Raw genomic sequence first — 16,357 nt, 5'->3', positions numbered from 1 at the left:
AGACCCGGCGGCTACACTTTCAGCATTTTTTCCGGTTTCATCATACCTTCTTTATTGGGATGCTTCTTGTAAATTGCCAGGCATTCCCCCTGTTGATTATACAAAGTAAACATAGATTCGTCTACCTGTGCGGGGATGGGAAGGACTGCCCCGTTCAGAATTCTGGCTTCGGTGTCGGCATCAATGACAACGCTGGGCCAGTCTTTTAATGCATACTCAAAGGGAAGAAGTGCCTCATTCAGAATCCCCTCTTCCGCCATTTCTCTAAGCTGCTTTTCTTTGTAGCAGTCCTCTTGGGAAAATGAGCCGGCAGCGGTCCTCACCAGATCGGACATGTGGGCGGGATAGCCTAGTCTTTCGCCCATAATAACTGCAAGCGTACGGATATAGGTTCCCTTGCTACAGGAGGCACGAAACCGAAATGTCACGCAGCCGTTGCGATGGTTGATATCCGAGATGAGGTCAAGTGAGTAGATCGTTACCTGACGTGTCGGCCTTTCAATCTCAATTCCCTGCCTCGCATACTCATAGAGCCGTTTGCCTTTCACTTTCACAGCCGAATACATCGGCGGCGTCTGATCAATCGTGCCTTTGAGTGAATGAAAGACGTCATTGAGCCGGCTTTGGCTGATTTCCTCATTAACGGCCTTTCGGTTTACCACTTCGCCGGAGGCATCTTCGGTTGTGGTTGAAAAGCCGATCGTTGCCTCGCCTTCATATACTTTTCCTTCAGCTGTCAGATACTGAACGAGTTTTGTTGCCCGTCCGATACAAATCGGCAGCACGCCTTCCACATCCGGGTCAAGGGTACCGGTGTGGCCGACCTTTTTTGTTTTGAACAGCCGCTGCATATCCCTGACACAGTCAAAAGAAGTTTTTCCTCTTTCTTTCCAAAGAGGCAGTATGCCATCGGTTTTCATAGGTTTCACCTCTTGTTCGATAAGCTTTTTCAGAACGCTTTTTTTCGTAAAGCTGTATTCAGAAAGAATGTTGTATTACGCTGCAGGCGGACGCTTTCCTCGTGCAGCGCCTCAGCCTCCTCGGGGAAATGACCCTGCGGGGTTCTTCGCCTGCTGCTTTTCACGCCGGAGTCGCCGCCTTTCTCTCCATAAATCAAATGGTCCAATGCTCTTCTCCAGGTTTTAGTGGCGCATGATTCACTCTGCCGGCGAAAAAAAGAGGGGGGACAGGCGTCCTCCCTCTTCTGGAAATGTTTATTTATCGTTAAGTTTGCGGAGAAGCTCTTCAATGCGGTTACCCCGTTCAATGCTCTCATCAAACTTGAAAAACAGTTCCGGCGTTTTTCGGAGCTGAATCCGTTTACCGATTTCAGATCGGATAAAGCCGGTTGCTTTGGATAGACCTTCGAGTGTTTCGCTGCGCTGTGTATCGTCACCGTAAACGGTAATAAAGGCAGTTGCCTGCTGAAGGTCCCCTGTTACATCGACTGCTGTAACAGTCACGAAACCTACCCGCGGATCTTTTATTTCACGCTGGATAATATCTGTCAGTTCTTTCTTGATCTGTTCACCTATACGATTGGCACGAACATTACTCATTCACTGCACCCCCATATGTTGTTGCGGAACGCTACATCCATTCCCACTGTACTGATGCGGTCTCTATTTCCGGAACGCTGTCAATGAAATGAAGAGCTTTTGATAACTCCTGCTCACACCGGACACGGTCAGGGCTGACGGATACGATAGTCAGCTCCGTCCGCTGCCAGACATTCTGATGGTCTGTTTCCGCCACGGAAATATTCAGACGGTCCCTGAGCCGAGTCACGACACTTTTCAGTACACTGCGCTTTTCTTTCAGCGACTGGGCATCATAAATAATGGCCTCAACCGTAACCGAACCGATCATCAGCGTTTAATTTCCTCCATTACATATGCCTCAATAACGTCCCCTTCTTTAACATCGTTGTAGTTTTCAAGGGTAATCCCGCATTCGTAGTTTTTCGCTACTTCCTTCGCGTCATCCTTGAAACGCTTAAGGTCACGGATTCCACCTTCAAACTGAACGACACCGTCGCGGATTAGACGTACTGTGGAATCTTTTGTAATCTTGCCGTCAGTCACATAAGAACCTGCAATCATGCCGATTTTCGACACTTTAAATGTCTGACGGACTTCAGCCTGACCAATTACTTTTTCTTCGTATTCCGGATCGAGCATGCCCTGCATCGCCTGTTCCACTTCTTCAATAGCATTATAGATAACACGGTGAAGGCGAATGTCCACTTGTTCCTGATCAGCTGTACGCTTCGCATTGACATCCGGTCTGACATTGAAACCGATGATAATGGCGTTCGAAGCACTTGCCAGAATAACATCCGATTCCGCAATGGCTCCTACTCCGGTATGAATAATGTTTACCTTCACACCCTCGACTTCGATTTTTTCAAGAGAACCGCGCATTGCTTCTACAGAGCCCTGTACGTCCGCTTTGATAATGATGTTAATATCTTTAATTTCCCCCTGCTGGATCTGATTAAACAGGTCATCCAGACTTACACGTGAAGATTCACGGCGCTGTTCTTCTTTTTCCTTAACCGCACGGCCCTCACCGATCTGGCGGGCTTTCTTTTCGTCTTCAAAGACCATAAACTGGTCTCCTGCCTGCGGCACGTTGTTAAGACCTGTAATTTCAACCGGCGTTGATGGGCCTGCTTCTTTTACACGGCGTCCGAGGTCGTTAACCATGGCGCGTACACGGCCAAATGTGTTTCCGACAACAATTGGATCCCCGATTTTAAGTGTACCGGACTGGACAAGAAGTGTTGCAACAGCCCCCCGGCCGCGGTCAAGCTCGGCTTCAACAACCGTTCCACGTGCGCGCTTATCAGGATTCGCTTTATAATCCTCCACTTCCGAGACGAGCAGGATCATTTCCAGAAGTTCGTCAATACCCTCGCCTTTAATCGCACTTACATTAACAAAGATGGTATCTCCGCCCCATGCCTCGGATACAAGACCGTGTTCCGTCAGTTCCTGCATTACCCGGTCAGGGTTGGCACCTTCTTTATCCATTTTATTCACTGCCACAATGATCGGTACTTCAGCGGCTTTAGCATGATTAATAGCTTCTACTGTCTGAGGCATAACGCCGTCATCAGCAGCTACAACAAGGATCGTAATGTCGGTTACCTGTGCACCGCGGGCACGCATCGTTGTAAATGCGGCGTGTCCAGGTGTATCAAGAAAAGTAATTCTTTTGCCTTTATCCTCAACCTGATAGGCTCCAATGTGCTGGGTAATTCCGCCTGCTTCCCCGGCAGTTACTTTCGTGTGGCGGATGCTGTCAAGAAGCGTGGTTTTGCCGTGGTCAACGTGACCCATGATCGTAACGACTGGAGGACGTCCTTTGAGGTCTTTCTCATCGTCTTCTTCCTCGATCGTTTCAAATTCCGCTTCATTGATCACAATTTCTTCTTCAGCTTTAATGCCGAAATCTTCGGCAAGCAGTTCAATTGTGTCATTATCCAGTTCCTGATTGATCGTCGCCATGACGCCGAGACCCATCAGTTTTTTGATGATTTCGGATGCATCTTTGTTCAATTTATCGGCGAATTCACCAACCGTAATTGGAAGCGTATAGGTGATTTCCTCCGGCATTGGCTTGCGGGCAGGACGCTGCTGTTCCGGACGACGTCCGCCTCGCTGGTTTCTGTTGTTAGCTCCGCCGCGGTTTTTATTCTGGTTTCTGTTGTTAGCTCCGCCGCGGTTTTTGTTTCCCTGCTGCTGGTTTGGTTTTCCTGCACGTCCCTGTGGTTGTTTTTTCTTATCATTCATAGGTGACTGAACACGTCCTTCACTGCTCTGGCGCTTCTCTTTGGAAGCATCCTTATTTTTGTTTTCACTGTTCCCCTTGTCTGGAGCCGGATTTTCCAGCTTTCTAACAGCGTCTTCACTAATAACACTCATATGGTTTGAAACGGCTATGTTCATAGATTTCAAACGTTCTATAACGGCTTTACTCGTCGTGTTTTTTTCCTTGGCATACTCATAAATGCGCATCTTTTTCATCTGTTTACCTCCCGGAGATCATGACACTTATGCCGTTGATGCATATACCTGGAGGCTGCAATGCATCATGATCTGTTATTCCAAGAGCGACTTCAGTTTTTTAGCGAAGCCGCTGTCTTCTACACCCAAAACGACTCTTTCATCTTTTCCTATTGCCTGTCCAAGCTCACCACGGCTACTTCCGATGATAATCGGAACATTGTAGTATTCACTTTTGTCAGCAAACTTTTTCTTTGTGTTCGCTGACGCATCATCCGAAACAATCACCAGGTGTGCCTTCCTGCTCCTGATCGAGCGGAGCACAACTTCCTCGCCGGTGACAATTGCTCTGGCCCGGTACGCAAGACCGATCAGGCTGAGTGCTTTTTGATTCATTTCATTCTGTCCTCCGGCAATTCCTTTAAAAGGGTATCATAAAATTCCTCTTTCACATCTACTTTAAGATGACGTGAAAGAATTTTCTTTCTTTTGGCTTCTTCCATGACGGTTTTTGAAGCCGAAAGATAAGCTCCCCGGCCCGATTTCTTACCAGAAGGATCATAAACAACTTCCCCATCCGGTGTCCGGACCACTCTGATGAGTTCCTTTTTCGGCATCATTTCATTCGTCACGACGCATTTTCTCAGCGGCGTCTTTTTCCTGCTCACTGTGTCCACTCCTTACTTATGATCGTTCTCTTCATCGTAAATGGATGGATCAGCGTCATCGTACTCTGAATCGTAATCAGTGTCGTAATCGCTATCGCTGTGCTCTTCCTCCAGCGGTGCATTCGGGTCGTAGAGACCAAGTTCCTCGGCATCAGACTCACTCTTGATATCGATTTTCCAGCCTGTCAGCTTGGCTGCCAGACGGGCGTTTTGCCCCCGTTTACCAATCGCAAGTGACAGTTGGTAGTCAGGAACAATGACCTGGGTCATTTTTTCCTCTTCATTTACCTTCACCTGGAGCACCTTTGAAGGGCTCAGTGCATTGGCTACATATTCCTTTGGATCATCTGACCAGCGGACGATATCAATTTTCTCACCTTTAAGTTCATTGACAATCGTCTGGACACGCTGACCGCGCGGCCCGACACATGAACCGACCGGATCCACTTCAGGATCTTCTGCATGGACCGCAATCTTAGAACGGTCTCCCGCTTCCCGGGATACGGATTTAATTTCAACGGTGCCGTCATAAATCTCCGGAACCTCGAGTTCAAACAGACGTTTAAGAAGACCCGGGTGGGTTCTGGAAATCATAATCTGTGGACCCTTGGTGGTTTTCTCCACTTTGGTAATGAAAGCTTTAATGCGGTCATTGTGCTTATAGGATTCAGTAGGCATCTGCTCGTTTAACGGCATGATTGCTTCCACTTTTCCAAGATCCACGTAGATAAAACGGTGATCCTGGCGCTGCACGATCCCAGTCATAATATCTTCTTCACGATCAATAAAATCAGAATAAATAATACCGCGTTCCGCTTCACGGACACGCTGCGTGACGACCTGTTTGGCTGTCTGCGCCGCTATACGGCCAAAATCTTTCGGTGTTACTTCAATTTCAACCACATCGTCCACTTCATAGCGCGGACTGATTGATTTCGCTGCATCCAGACTAATCTCCAGACGTGCATCGAATACTTCCTCGACGACTTCCTTCTGGGCAAATACACGAATATCGCCGCTGTCACGGTCAATGTTCACGCGTACATTCTGGGCCTGATTAAAGTTACGTTTATAGCCTGTAATCAGCGCCTGCTCAATGGCTTCAAGAATGACTTCCTTGTCAATCCCTTTGTTTTTTTCGATGCTTGTCAGGGCATCCATAAAATCGCTGTTCATTCAAGTGGTTCCCCCTTTAATAAAACTATCACAAAACATAATGAAATACCCGTCATCTGAAAAACCGAGATAACCGGGCATCTTCTAAAGATTCAAGTCCTTCCGGCAGTATGGTCAGATAATCACGGCAAGTCTGGCTTTTGCCACCTTTTCATACGGTACCTGGACAGTTCTTGTTCTCGTTTTGACCTTGACTTCAATCGTCAGTGCATCACCGTCAAAACCGGCAAGTCGGCCTTCAAACATTTTCTCGCCGTCTACTGGTGCATACGTGGTTACATTCACGTTTTTGCCAACAGCACGTTTCAGATCTGTTTCGTTTTTCAGTGGTCTTTCAGCTCCGGGAGAGGAGACTTCAAGATAGTAGGCATCATTAATTGGATCTTCATTATCAAGCTGCTCGCTCAACTGTTCGCTTACAGCTGCACAGTCGTCGAGATCCACGCCTTTATCTGAATCAATGTACACGCGGAGAAAGTAGTTTTTTCCTTCTTTCACATACTCCACGTCTACAAGCTCAAGACCAAGATCATCAAGAATCGGAACCACAATCCGTTCGGTTGTTTCTTTAATGTTTCCGGCCATCATTTCGCCTCCCTGCTCATCAGCATCTGATTATGTGGTTTCGGGATGTTCAAAGTCAGACTACCTTTGTCAGAAATGAGGGTCACTGAACGGTTACCCATTCTCTCCTGGCTGAACATCGCCTATTACAGCTTCTTTTATCGAAAAGAAAGAGTGGGACAATCCCACTCTTTCCGCTGCCGTTATTCTAAGTATTGCCATATTACTATAACATAAACCCCTGGCACCTGCAAACCGCCAGAGGCTACGGTTTGATGTCTTCCTAGAATAAAGACAGCTGATTGGATTCAGGCATTCCATCCAGACAGCCGTGGTCATCGAGGTTCTGTAGTACGGTCTTTGTAATTTTACTCCGCTTCTGAAGATCTTCTTTCGAAAGGAACTCTCCGCCTTCCCGTGCTTTCTCAATATTGATGGCAGCATTGGTCCCTACCCCTGTTAAAGCATTAAACGGTGGAATCAGGCTGTCGCCGTCTACTACAAATTCCTTCGCTTTCGAGCGGTACAGGTCAATTTTCTGGAATGAGAATCCCCGTTCACACATTTCCAGTGCCAGTTCCATTACCGTTACGAGACTTTTCTCCTTCGGTGATGCATCGAGCCCTTTCTGGTGAATTTCTTCAATCAGCTTTCGTATGCTCGCCGAACCCCGGTGCATCGTGTCCAGATCAAAATCATCGGCTCTCACTGTGAAGTAGGCTGCGTAGAAAAGAATCGGATGATGTACTTTAAAGTAAGCAATCCTCACTGCCATAAGCACGTAGGCGGCGGCGTGAGCTTTAGGGAACATATACTTGATTTTCAGACAGGAACTGATATACCAGTCCGGTACACCGTGCTGTTTCATTTCTTCGATCCACTCTTCCTGCAGACCCCGCCCTTTACGGACAAACTCCATAATTTTAAAGGCGAGTGAATCTTCCAGTCCCTTGTACTGAAGATAAACCATAATATCATCCCGGCATCCGATTACGTCCTTGAGCACACACGTGCCGTCTGCAATCAGATCGGCCGCATTGTTCAGCCATACGTCCGTTCCATGGGACAGTCCGGAAATCTGAACCAATTCACTAAATGTACTCGGCTTCGTATCTTCTAGCATCTGCCGGACGAATCGTGTACCGAACTCGGGAATCCCGTAGGTACCGGTTTTACACATAATCTGATCCGGTTTTACTCCCAGCGACTCTGTGCCGCTGAAAAGCTTAAACACTTCCGAATCATCAACAGGAATATCCTGAGGGTCCATACCGCTAAGATCCTGAAGCATCCGGATTACAGTCGGATCATCGTGACCGAGGATATCCAGTTTCAACAGGTTATCATGAATAGAGTGGAAGTCAAAGTGGGTCGTTTTCCATTCCGACTCCCGGTCATCTGCCGGAAACTGAATTGGTGAAAAGTCATAAATATCAAGGTGGTCAGGGACAACGATAATTCCCCCCGGGTGCTGCCCGGTCGTCCGCTTTACGCCTGTGCACCCGCTGACGAGCCGGTCAATTTCTGCGCCTCTCAGCCGCAATTGATGATCATCCTCATATCCTTTCACGAAACCGTAGGCCGTTTTTTCTGCCACGGTACCAATCGTACCCGCACGATAGACAAAGTCCTCGCCGAAGAGCTCTTTCGTATAGTTGTGGGCTACCGGCTGATATTCACCCGAAAAGTTCAAATCAATATCCGGCACCTTGTCCCCTTTAAATCCGAGAAAGGTTTCAAAGGGAATGTCGTGCCCGTCTTTGTTATAAGGCGATCCGCATTTTTCACAGTCCTTGTCAGGCAGGTCAAAACCGGATCCGGTCGATCCGTCGTCAAAAAAGATATTATGATGGCACGATGGACATACGTAGTGCGGCGGCAGGGGATTTACCTCGGTGATTTCCGTCATGGTAGCTACGAAACTGGAACCGACAGATCCCCGGGAGCCTACCAGGTAGCCGTCTTCGAGAGATTTCTTTACAAGCTTCTGTGAAATCAGATAGATAACCGAGAATCCGTTACTGATAATCGATTTAAGTTCTTTCTCCAGTCGTGCTTCCACAATTTCAGGAAGGTCATCTCCGTAAATACTCCGAGCCCTTTTGTAACACATCTCCCGCATCTCTTCATCTGCGCCTTCAAGGTTCGGTGTATACAGGTCATCGGGAATCGGTTTAATATCATCGATTTCATCTGCGATCAGGTTTGTGTTTGTAATGACCACTTCCCTGCGCTTTTCTTCAGGCAGAAACGAAAAACATTCGAGCATTTCATCTGTTGACCTGAAGTGAACCTGAGGCAGTTCCGTCCGGTTTAGCGGATTCGCTCCGCCCTGGGAAGCAATTAGAATCTTGCGGTAAATGTGATCGTTTGGATCAAGGTAGTGAACATTACCCGTTGCCACGACCGGCTTCTCCAGTTTTCCCCCCAGTTCGGTAATGTTTTTAAGAATGTCCTTCAGTGCAAGTTCATCCCGGACAATTTCTTTTTCGATCAGTTTATTGTAGTTGGATGGCGGCTGGATTTCGAGATAATCATAAAACCGTGCCACTTCTTCTACTTCCTCAGGCGCTTTCTGCATCATCGCATCAAATACTTCACCGTTGTCGCAGGCCGATCCTACCAGAATGCCTTCCCGGTTTTTGGATAGTACCGAACGGGGAATCCGTGGTACGCGGTGAAAGTAATGGATGTGGGCATCAGAGACCAGCTTGTAAATGTTTCGGAGTCCATCCTGATTTTTGGCAAGCAGTATACAGTGATAAGGCCGCTGTTTTTTGTATTCGTCACCGGTGGACTGATCATTAAGTTCATTATGATTGTGAATGTCCCGCTCGATCGCATCCTTAATCATTTTCCACATGAGACTCCCGGTCGCTTCAGCATCGTAAATCGCCCGATGGTGAGACACAAGTTCGATATTAAACTTTTTACACAAAGTGTTCAGCCGGTAGTTTCTGAAGGTCGGGTAAAGAAGGCGGGCAAGTTCGAGAGTATCAATGACCGGATTCGGTGTTTTAGGCATTCCGATCTTCTTGAATCCCGCGTCAAGAAAAGCCATATCAAAACTGGCATTGTGAGCAACAAGGATATCGTTACCGATCCACTTGTGAAAATCCTTGAGTACCTCTCCCGGTTCAGGGGCATCTTTAACCATATCGTCTGTAATACCGGTAAGTTCAATAATGGTAGGGCTGAGTTTTTCCCCGGGGTTTGCGAATGCTTCAAACCGGTCGATCACTTCACCGTCCCTGACTTTTACCGCGGCGAGTTCAATGATCGTATTGTATACTGCCGAAAGACCGGTGGTCTCCACGTCAAATACGACATACGTATCGGTAAGAAGCTCCCGGTCCGCTTCATTATAGGCAATCGGAACACCGTCATCAACAAGATTAGCCTCAATGCCGTAGAGGATTTTCACCCCTTCTTTTTTTCCCGCTCCGTATGCTTCAGGATAAGCCTGCACGACACCGTGATCGGTTACAGCGATCGCTTTGTGCCCCCATTTTTTTGCCTGTGCCACATAGGAAGAAACCGAGGTGATGGCGTCCATCTGGCTCATTGGCGTATGAAGATGAAGTTCAACCCGCTTCTCATCATCAGGAGACTGATCCTTCCGTTCTGAAGGCTGCACCTGCTGAACGTCCCGGGCCATCATCACAAGGTCTCTGACAAATGTATCGTGCTGCACCATGCCTTTTACTTTAAGCCACATCCCTTTCTTTATGGCTTCGAGCACTGGCACATCCTCTTTATCCTTGGAGAACATTTTAATGAGGATCGAATCCGTATAGTCAGTCAGTTTAAACGTCAGAAGTGTCCGTCCGCTTCTCAACTCCCGCGTTTCTGCTTCAAAAACGTACCCTTGGACGACTTTCTGACCTTCCTCCTCCTGAATCGATTCAATCGGATCAGGCTGATCCTTAATCGGTTTTCCGATAGCAACGGAGGACAGCTGTCCAGTTTCCTTTGCTTTCTTCTCCATCTTCTGTTTTTCCATCATGGCTTCCACCACTTTGGAATGGTCTTCTTCCTGCTTTTTTTCCACAAATCGTTCGTACGCCTCTTTTGATTCCTGTACAGTTGTCTCAATCATCAGCGTCGGAAATCCAGTTCGCTGCAGCAGACCTTTAAGAGGATCTGCCACTTTCCGTTTCATCATCGCCGCTTCTGCATCATTCATGGCATTGATTATGAGCCTGTTCTGGTCAATATGGGGCGTTTGTTCCTGCAGCCGGCGGATCAGGCCGTTTGTTGATTTTCTCAGACACTCGACAAAATAAGGCCAGTAGCTCTCAAATTGCCGTGTGGCGGAGGTATTGTTGTCATAGGAAACAGTCAGATCCACAGTGGCAATATGCTGCAGTCCCTGTTTGATCGTTGTCTGAAAAGCATCAAAAGCAGGGAACGGAAGAAATTCCGGCAGTCTGATAGCAAAATGCCAGCGTTTTTCATTTTTATAAACTTCAAGTTTTTCAATCCATCCGCCCGCAAGATACTGTCTTCTAAGTTCCTCGGGCATGACCACCTGTTCCAGAAGAAGCTCAAACCGTTCCTGTCTTATTTTTCTCTCTTCACTCAAGGGCTTCTCCTCCTTCGTTCACTCATCTATGTTAACATGACTGTGTTTCGGTTCTTTCAGCCGAAAAGAAAAGGCGACTGAAAAAGAGGGTGCATTTCCTCTTTTCCAGACACCTTCTTCATCGTTTCCTGCAACTGATTTATTACGCTCCAGGCGGACGCTCTCCGCAGGCACCGCCGCCTTATCAATAAATCCGGATTACCGCTCAGACGTTCAGCAGCTGTTTGAGCGTGTCTGCAAGTTCATCCTTATGAACTTCCATTTTTTCCTCGCGATTTCTTGGCTTTACTTCCACAATTCCTTCGCCGGCTCTTTTACCGACAGTGATTCTTACAGGAATTCCGTAAAGGTCGGAGTCTTTGAACTTCACTCCGGGACGCTCAGCCCGGTCATCATAAAGAACATCAAATGACCGGCGGAGTTCAGCATAAAGCTCTTCTGCCACTTCCTTCTGATCATCCTGCTTAAGATTAACCGGGATCAGGTGTACATCAAACGGAGCAACAGCAGCCGGCCAGATGATACCGTTGTCGTCATGGTGCTGTTCCACGATTGCCGCAACGGTCCGGGAAACCCCAATGCCGTAGCTTCCCATTACGATCGGCTGTGCCTTGCCATTTTCATCAAGGTAGGAAGCTTTCATGGATTCGCTGTAGCGTGTCCCAAGCTTAAATACATGACCGACTTCAATTCCCTGCTTAAATTCAATTGTCCCTTTTCCATCAGGTGAAGGATCTCCTTCCTGAATCAGACGAAGGTCCTCATAGCTTTTTACGGAAAAGTCACGATCGGGATTCACGTTTACGAGATGATAATCCTTTTCGTTTGCTCCGCAAACCCCGTTAACGATGGAGCGGACAGCGTGGTCTGCGAGCACTGTAATGTGATCCGGAACACCAACCGGTCCTATAAAGCCCGTCACACTGCCTAGAAGAGATGCAGACTCGTTCTCACCCGCAAGCTCTACCATCCTGGCGTCAAGTACATGCTTGATTTTAATATCGTTTACTTCATGATCGCCGCGAACCAGAACGAGTACAGGCTCACCATCAGCATGGAAAAGCATGCTCTTAATCAGTTTTTTCGCATCTTTATGTAGAAAAGCGGCGACGTCCTCAATCGTCTTTTGTCCAGGAGTTTCCGTTTTTTCAAGTGCAAGCGGTGCTTCATTACTTTTTTCGTAATCTGGTTGAACCGGTGCAATCTCCACATTGGCTGCAAAAGATGATTCATTCGAGTAAGCAATTGTATCTTCCCCGATTTCAGAGAGTACCATAAATTCGTGCGTATCCTTTCCGCCCATGGCACCGGAATCCGCAACCACAGCACGGAAGTCAAGTCCACACCGTGTAAAAACACTGGAATAGGCTTCGTACATTTTTCTGTAGCTCTCATTTAGGCCCTCATAATCACGATCAAACGAATAGGCGTCCTTCATCAGAAATTCACGGGACCGGAGAATACCGAACCTGGGGCGGCGTTCATCCCTGAACTTCGACTGAATCTGGTACAAGGTCATTGGAAGCCGTTTATAGGAGTTGATATCATCCCGGATGAGTGAGGTGATAACTTCTTCATGCGTTGGGCCAAGAGCAAACTCTCGATTATGACGATCGTGAACCCGCATCAATTCCGGGCCGTAGAGATCCCATCTTCCACTTTCCTGCCAGAGCTCTGCCGGCTGGATGGCAGGCATGAGCAGTTCCTGTGCGCCTGACAGATCCATCTCTTCACGAATGATATTTTCCACTTTTTTCAGCACTTTCAAGCCGAGCGGCAAAAAAGAATATACTCCTGCCGCACTCTGCCGGATCAGTCCGGCACGCAGCATCAACTGGTGGCTTTTAACTTCTGCGTCACTTGGAACATCTCTTAATGTAGGAGATAAAAAGGTACTTTGTTTCATATAAGAACCGCCTTTCAATTAGTTTGCCGGCTTCCGGCAAAGAGGCCGGAAAACAGGTCACAGCTGTGGACAAAAATGTCCACAGCCGTATATCACTCTCTTTTAGGGTATTGCTGCTTTGATACACTGCAGGCGGACGTTTTCATAAGCCGCCTTCAGCTGCCTGATCAATTCAAAATTACAGGAAGAATTTATTAATGTCATTCCAGGTGACCACAAGCATGAGAAGCATCAGGAGCGCAAATCCAATAAAGTGGACAAGCCCTTCTTTCTGGGGATCAACCGGTTTCCCCCTGACTGCTTCCAATCCGATAAACATCAGCCTTCCCCCATCCAGAGCAGGAAGCGGAAGCAGATTAATAATACCGAGGTTAACGCTTAAAATGGCTGCCCACTGCATGAGAACAAAGAATCCCATAGCTGCCACTTCCCCCGTATAGCTGTATATCCCCACTGGGCCAGCAAGATGGTCCAGACTGAACTGGCCGGTAACAAGCATCCCGAGAGCCTCTACAATAAGAACGGTATAATCCCACGTGGTGGTAAAGCCGAATGCAATCGAGCCAAGGATACTGAATTCCGTTGGCGGATAGATGCCGACTACACCTTGAACTTCATCTTCAGGACCAAGTCGTTCGTCGGGTACCATTTCGACTTCAAACGTTTCATTTCCTCTTTCGACTTCAAATAAAAGCGGTTCGTTTGCACTGCCCTGGATGATTCCCGTCATTTCCTCCCACGTCGATACGTTCTCACCGTCGATGGAAACGATCCGGTCTCCCTCCTCAAGCCCTGCCTGAATAGCAACACCGTCATCTGTAACGTCGCCGACTCTGGCTTCATCCACCGGCATACCTGCCATCATGGCGTAAGCCGCAAGAATGATCACAGCGAGAAGAAAGTTCATCATCGGTCCTGCGAAAATAGCCATAGCACGCTGCGGAATCGTTTTCGACGGGAACTGACGATCCCGAGGAGCAATCTGGGTTGCTTCTTCATCGTAAATATAGTTTGCCTGCTCATGGACATCAAACGTGACTAACCCTTCTTCATCCGGCACGTAACCTTGTACAAAAAGGTCGTCTTCGAGATCAATTTTTTCAACCTGAATCACTTTACAGTCCGGGTGCTTCGACTTATTGTTGACAATAATATCGGTCACCTGGTCACGAATGTTAAATTTCAGTCCTACTTCATAACCCGGTTTGATCTGGATCATTTCCGGGTCTTCTCCGGCCATCCTCACAAAGCCGCCAAGTGGAAGCAGTCTTATCGTGTAAGTTGTTTCGTTTCTCTTAAAAGAGAATATCTTCGGTCCGAAGCCAATTGCAAACTCACGGCATAAAATGCCCGCGCGCTTAGCAAAAATGAGGTGACCCCACTCATGGATGAAGACCAAAAGACCAAAAATAATGACAATCGCTATAAACGTATTCACTTAATCACAACCTTTTATTCATGTCCTTTTTGATTTTGGCACGTGTCAGACGGTCAGCCTCAAGTATCGTTTCAAGATCCGGTGAAGTCTTGTTGTCGTGCTCGTGCAAAGCCTGCTCAATAATGGTCTCGATCTCGAGAAATGGAATCTGCCTGTTTAAAAATGCCTCAACGGCCACTTCGTTCGCCGCATTCATAACCGTTGGTGCTGTACCGCCGGCTTTCCCTGCATCAAACGCCATCTTTAGACATTTAAAACGCTCATAATCAGGCTTCTCGAAATGTAGGCTGCCAATCTCCCAGAGGTTGAGCTTTTTACTGCCGGGAACCTTATACCTGTCAGGAAGGGACAGGGCATACTGAATCGGCACTTTCATATCCGGCGAACCGAGGTGGGCCAGTACACTACCATCAATATATTCCACCATCGAGTGGATCATACTCTCTTTATGAAGGATCACATCGATTTTTTCATAAGGCATATCAAACAGCCACCGTGCTTCGATTACTTCCAGTCCTTTATTCATCATTGTAGCCGAATCGATGGTGATTTTTGCACCCATGGACCAGTTTGGATGATTTAGTGCATCTTCAACGGTTACATTTTCGAGTTCATTTCTCGAAAGGTCACGAAAACTGCCTCCCGAGGCAGTGAGGATCAGCCGGTCCACCTGCGACAGGCTGTTCCCTTCAAGACACTGATAGATTGCAGAGTGTTCACTGTCAACCGGTATCAGCTTTACACCTGAGCGCTCTGCTTCCTCTGTAACAATATGGCCCGCGGTGACGAGTGTCTCTTTATTTGCAAGAGCGATATCTTTCCCCGTTTTCATTCCTTCAAGGGTCGGCGTCAGACCGACGCTTCCCATAAGAGCATTTACAATCGTGTCAGCAGGCTGACGTACGGCTGTCAGAAGGCCTTCTTCCCCGAAGCCCACTTCAATGTCATCAGGAATCATGCTTTTCAGACTCTCCACATCCTCCCTGCGCCCGACACTGACGTATGCGGGTCTGAAAGCCTTGATCTGTTCAGCTGCAAGGGATATATTCCTTCCGCATGCCAAAGCCTCCAGGCTGAACTTCTCCGGATGAGCTTTGATGATTTCCAGGGTCTGGACACCAATCGATCCGGTGGAGCCCAAAAGAATTATCTTTTTCATCAGAATAAACGCTCCTTCTGTTGCCAGTTATATGTATTTGTCTAAATAAACGTAAGCAGATAAAGCACAGGCATAACAAAAATCAGACTGTCAAACCGATCGAGTATTCCTCCGTGCCCGGGCAGAACCTGACCCGAATCCTTCACTGAATAATGCCTTTTTAATGCTGACTCTACAAGATCACCGAGCTGTCCTGCAGCGGAAACAATCAAGATACACGCAACAGTTATAATCAAGGAATCAAATACCGGGAAAAACCAGGCATAAACAAGACCAAAAATGACCGCTGCCATAATTCCCCCAAGCGAGCCTTCGATCGTTTTTTTCGGGCTGATTTCCGGCCAGAGTTTATGTTTACCAAGAAAGCGGCCGCAGAAATAGGCTCCAGAATCCGTTACCCATACGAGGATGAGAACAAAAAAGATAAAGATTAGGCCCTCATCCAGAAAACGGGCTTCAAGGAAATAATGAAAACCGAGACCGATATAGACAGAAGAAAGAATCACAAATCCGGCTTCGTCGAAAGTAAAGGCATTTTTGGAGATTACTGTTACTGCAAGAAGAACCACAATTAATAAGAGGAACATTTCTGCACGTTCCACATGAAGGGCATTGAAAGGCAGGAGCCACTCAGGCAGAAGAAGAAGCCACATAAAAAGAAATGCAATCGCTCCCCTGTATGTATAAGGTGAAATACCTTTCATTTTCAGAATTTCGCCCATGGCAATTGTAGCAAGTAAAAAAATCAGCACGGTAAACGGAATGCCCCCGAGTATAATGATCCCGAGGAATCCCGCTCCGGCAATAACACCTGTAATGATTCGCTGCTTCACTGTTCATCCCTCCTTTTA

Annotated in this window: 13 protein-coding genes; all 13 read right to left on the bottom strand. The window is 47.4% G+C overall.

Annotation, left to right across the window (positions count from 1 at the left end; genetic code table 11):
- Positions 1–11 precede the first annotated feature (11 nt).
- The 13 genes from truB to CR205_RS05460 all read right to left on the bottom strand — a co-directional run bounded on the left by truB (position 12) and on the right by CR205_RS05460 (position 16,339).
- Positions 12–920, bottom strand: coding sequence for a tRNA pseudouridine(55) synthase TruB (gene truB / locus CR205_RS05520; protein ID WP_110517747.1), 909 nt, complete (start codon positions 918–920; stop codon positions 12–14).
- 294 nt (positions 921–1,214) lie between these two features.
- The gene (gene rbfA / locus CR205_RS05515; protein WP_110517745.1) at positions 1,215–1,559 is read right to left on the bottom strand and encodes a 30S ribosome-binding factor RbfA; all 345 of its coding nucleotides are present in this window, start codon (positions 1,557–1,559) and stop codon (positions 1,215–1,217) included.
- A gap of 31 nt (positions 1,560–1,590) precedes the next feature.
- On the bottom strand, positions 1,591–1,869 hold the full coding sequence (locus tag CR205_RS05510; RefSeq protein ID WP_110517744.1) for a DUF503 domain-containing protein: 279 nt from the start codon (positions 1,867–1,869) through the stop codon (positions 1,591–1,593).
- The gene (gene infB / locus CR205_RS05505) at positions 1,869–4,031 is read right to left on the bottom strand and encodes a translation initiation factor IF-2 (RefSeq protein WP_110517742.1); all 2,163 of its coding nucleotides are present in this window, start codon (positions 4,029–4,031) and stop codon (positions 1,869–1,871) included. The genes CR205_RS05510 and infB overlap by 1 nt, the downstream gene beginning before the upstream one ends.
- A gap of 75 nt (positions 4,032–4,106) precedes the next feature.
- Positions 4,107–4,406 (bottom strand): YlxQ family RNA-binding protein, encoded by a 300-nt coding sequence (locus tag CR205_RS05500; protein ID WP_110517740.1) that lies wholly within the window; start codon positions 4,404–4,406, stop codon positions 4,107–4,109.
- Positions 4,403–4,678 carry an RNase P modulator RnpM gene (gene rnpM / locus CR205_RS05495; protein ID WP_110517738.1) on the bottom strand — a complete coding sequence of 92 codons (276 nt, stop codon included), beginning with the start codon at positions 4,676–4,678 and terminating at the stop codon, positions 4,403–4,405. The genes CR205_RS05500 and rnpM overlap by 4 nt, the downstream gene beginning before the upstream one ends.
- A gap of 12 nt (positions 4,679–4,690) precedes the next feature.
- The gene (gene nusA / locus CR205_RS05490) at positions 4,691–5,854 is read right to left on the bottom strand and encodes a transcription termination factor NusA (protein WP_110517736.1); all 1,164 of its coding nucleotides are present in this window, start codon (positions 5,852–5,854) and stop codon (positions 4,691–4,693) included.
- Between the two features lie 114 nt (positions 5,855–5,968).
- On the bottom strand, positions 5,969–6,439 hold the full coding sequence (rimP, locus tag CR205_RS05485) for a ribosome maturation factor RimP (RefSeq protein WP_110517734.1): 471 nt from the start codon (positions 6,437–6,439) through the stop codon (positions 5,969–5,971).
- A gap of 262 nt (positions 6,440–6,701) precedes the next feature.
- The gene (locus CR205_RS05480; protein WP_110517732.1) at positions 6,702–11,003 is read right to left on the bottom strand and encodes a PolC-type DNA polymerase III; all 4,302 of its coding nucleotides are present in this window, start codon (positions 11,001–11,003) and stop codon (positions 6,702–6,704) included.
- 205 nt (positions 11,004–11,208) lie between these two features.
- Positions 11,209–12,909, bottom strand: a complete 1,701-nt coding sequence (locus tag CR205_RS05475) for a proline--tRNA ligase (RefSeq protein ID WP_110517730.1) — start codon at positions 12,907–12,909, stop codon at positions 11,209–11,211.
- 178 nt (positions 12,910–13,087) lie between these two features.
- A complete protein-coding gene (gene rseP / locus CR205_RS05470) occupies positions 13,088–14,347 on the bottom strand; it encodes an RIP metalloprotease RseP (RefSeq protein WP_110517728.1) in 1,260 nt (419 codons plus the stop codon).
- Between the two features lie 4 nt (positions 14,348–14,351).
- Positions 14,352–15,506 carry a 1-deoxy-D-xylulose-5-phosphate reductoisomerase gene (gene dxr / locus CR205_RS05465; protein WP_110517726.1) on the bottom strand — a complete coding sequence of 385 codons (1,155 nt, stop codon included), beginning with the start codon at positions 15,504–15,506 and terminating at the stop codon, positions 14,352–14,354.
- A gap of 41 nt (positions 15,507–15,547) precedes the next feature.
- Positions 15,548–16,339 carry a phosphatidate cytidylyltransferase gene (locus CR205_RS05460; protein ID WP_110517724.1) on the bottom strand — a complete coding sequence of 264 codons (792 nt, stop codon included), beginning with the start codon at positions 16,337–16,339 and terminating at the stop codon, positions 15,548–15,550.
- Positions 16,340–16,357 lie beyond the last annotated feature (18 nt).

The sequence above is a fragment of the Alteribacter lacisalsi genome (genome assembly GCF_003226345.1).
In the GTDB taxonomy this organism is placed as follows: domain Bacteria; phylum Bacillota; class Bacilli; order Bacillales; family Salisediminibacteriaceae; genus Alteribacter; species Alteribacter lacisalsi.
The sequence above is the reverse complement of the archived record's forward strand: the minus strand, read 5'-3'. Positions and strand labels throughout refer to the sequence as shown.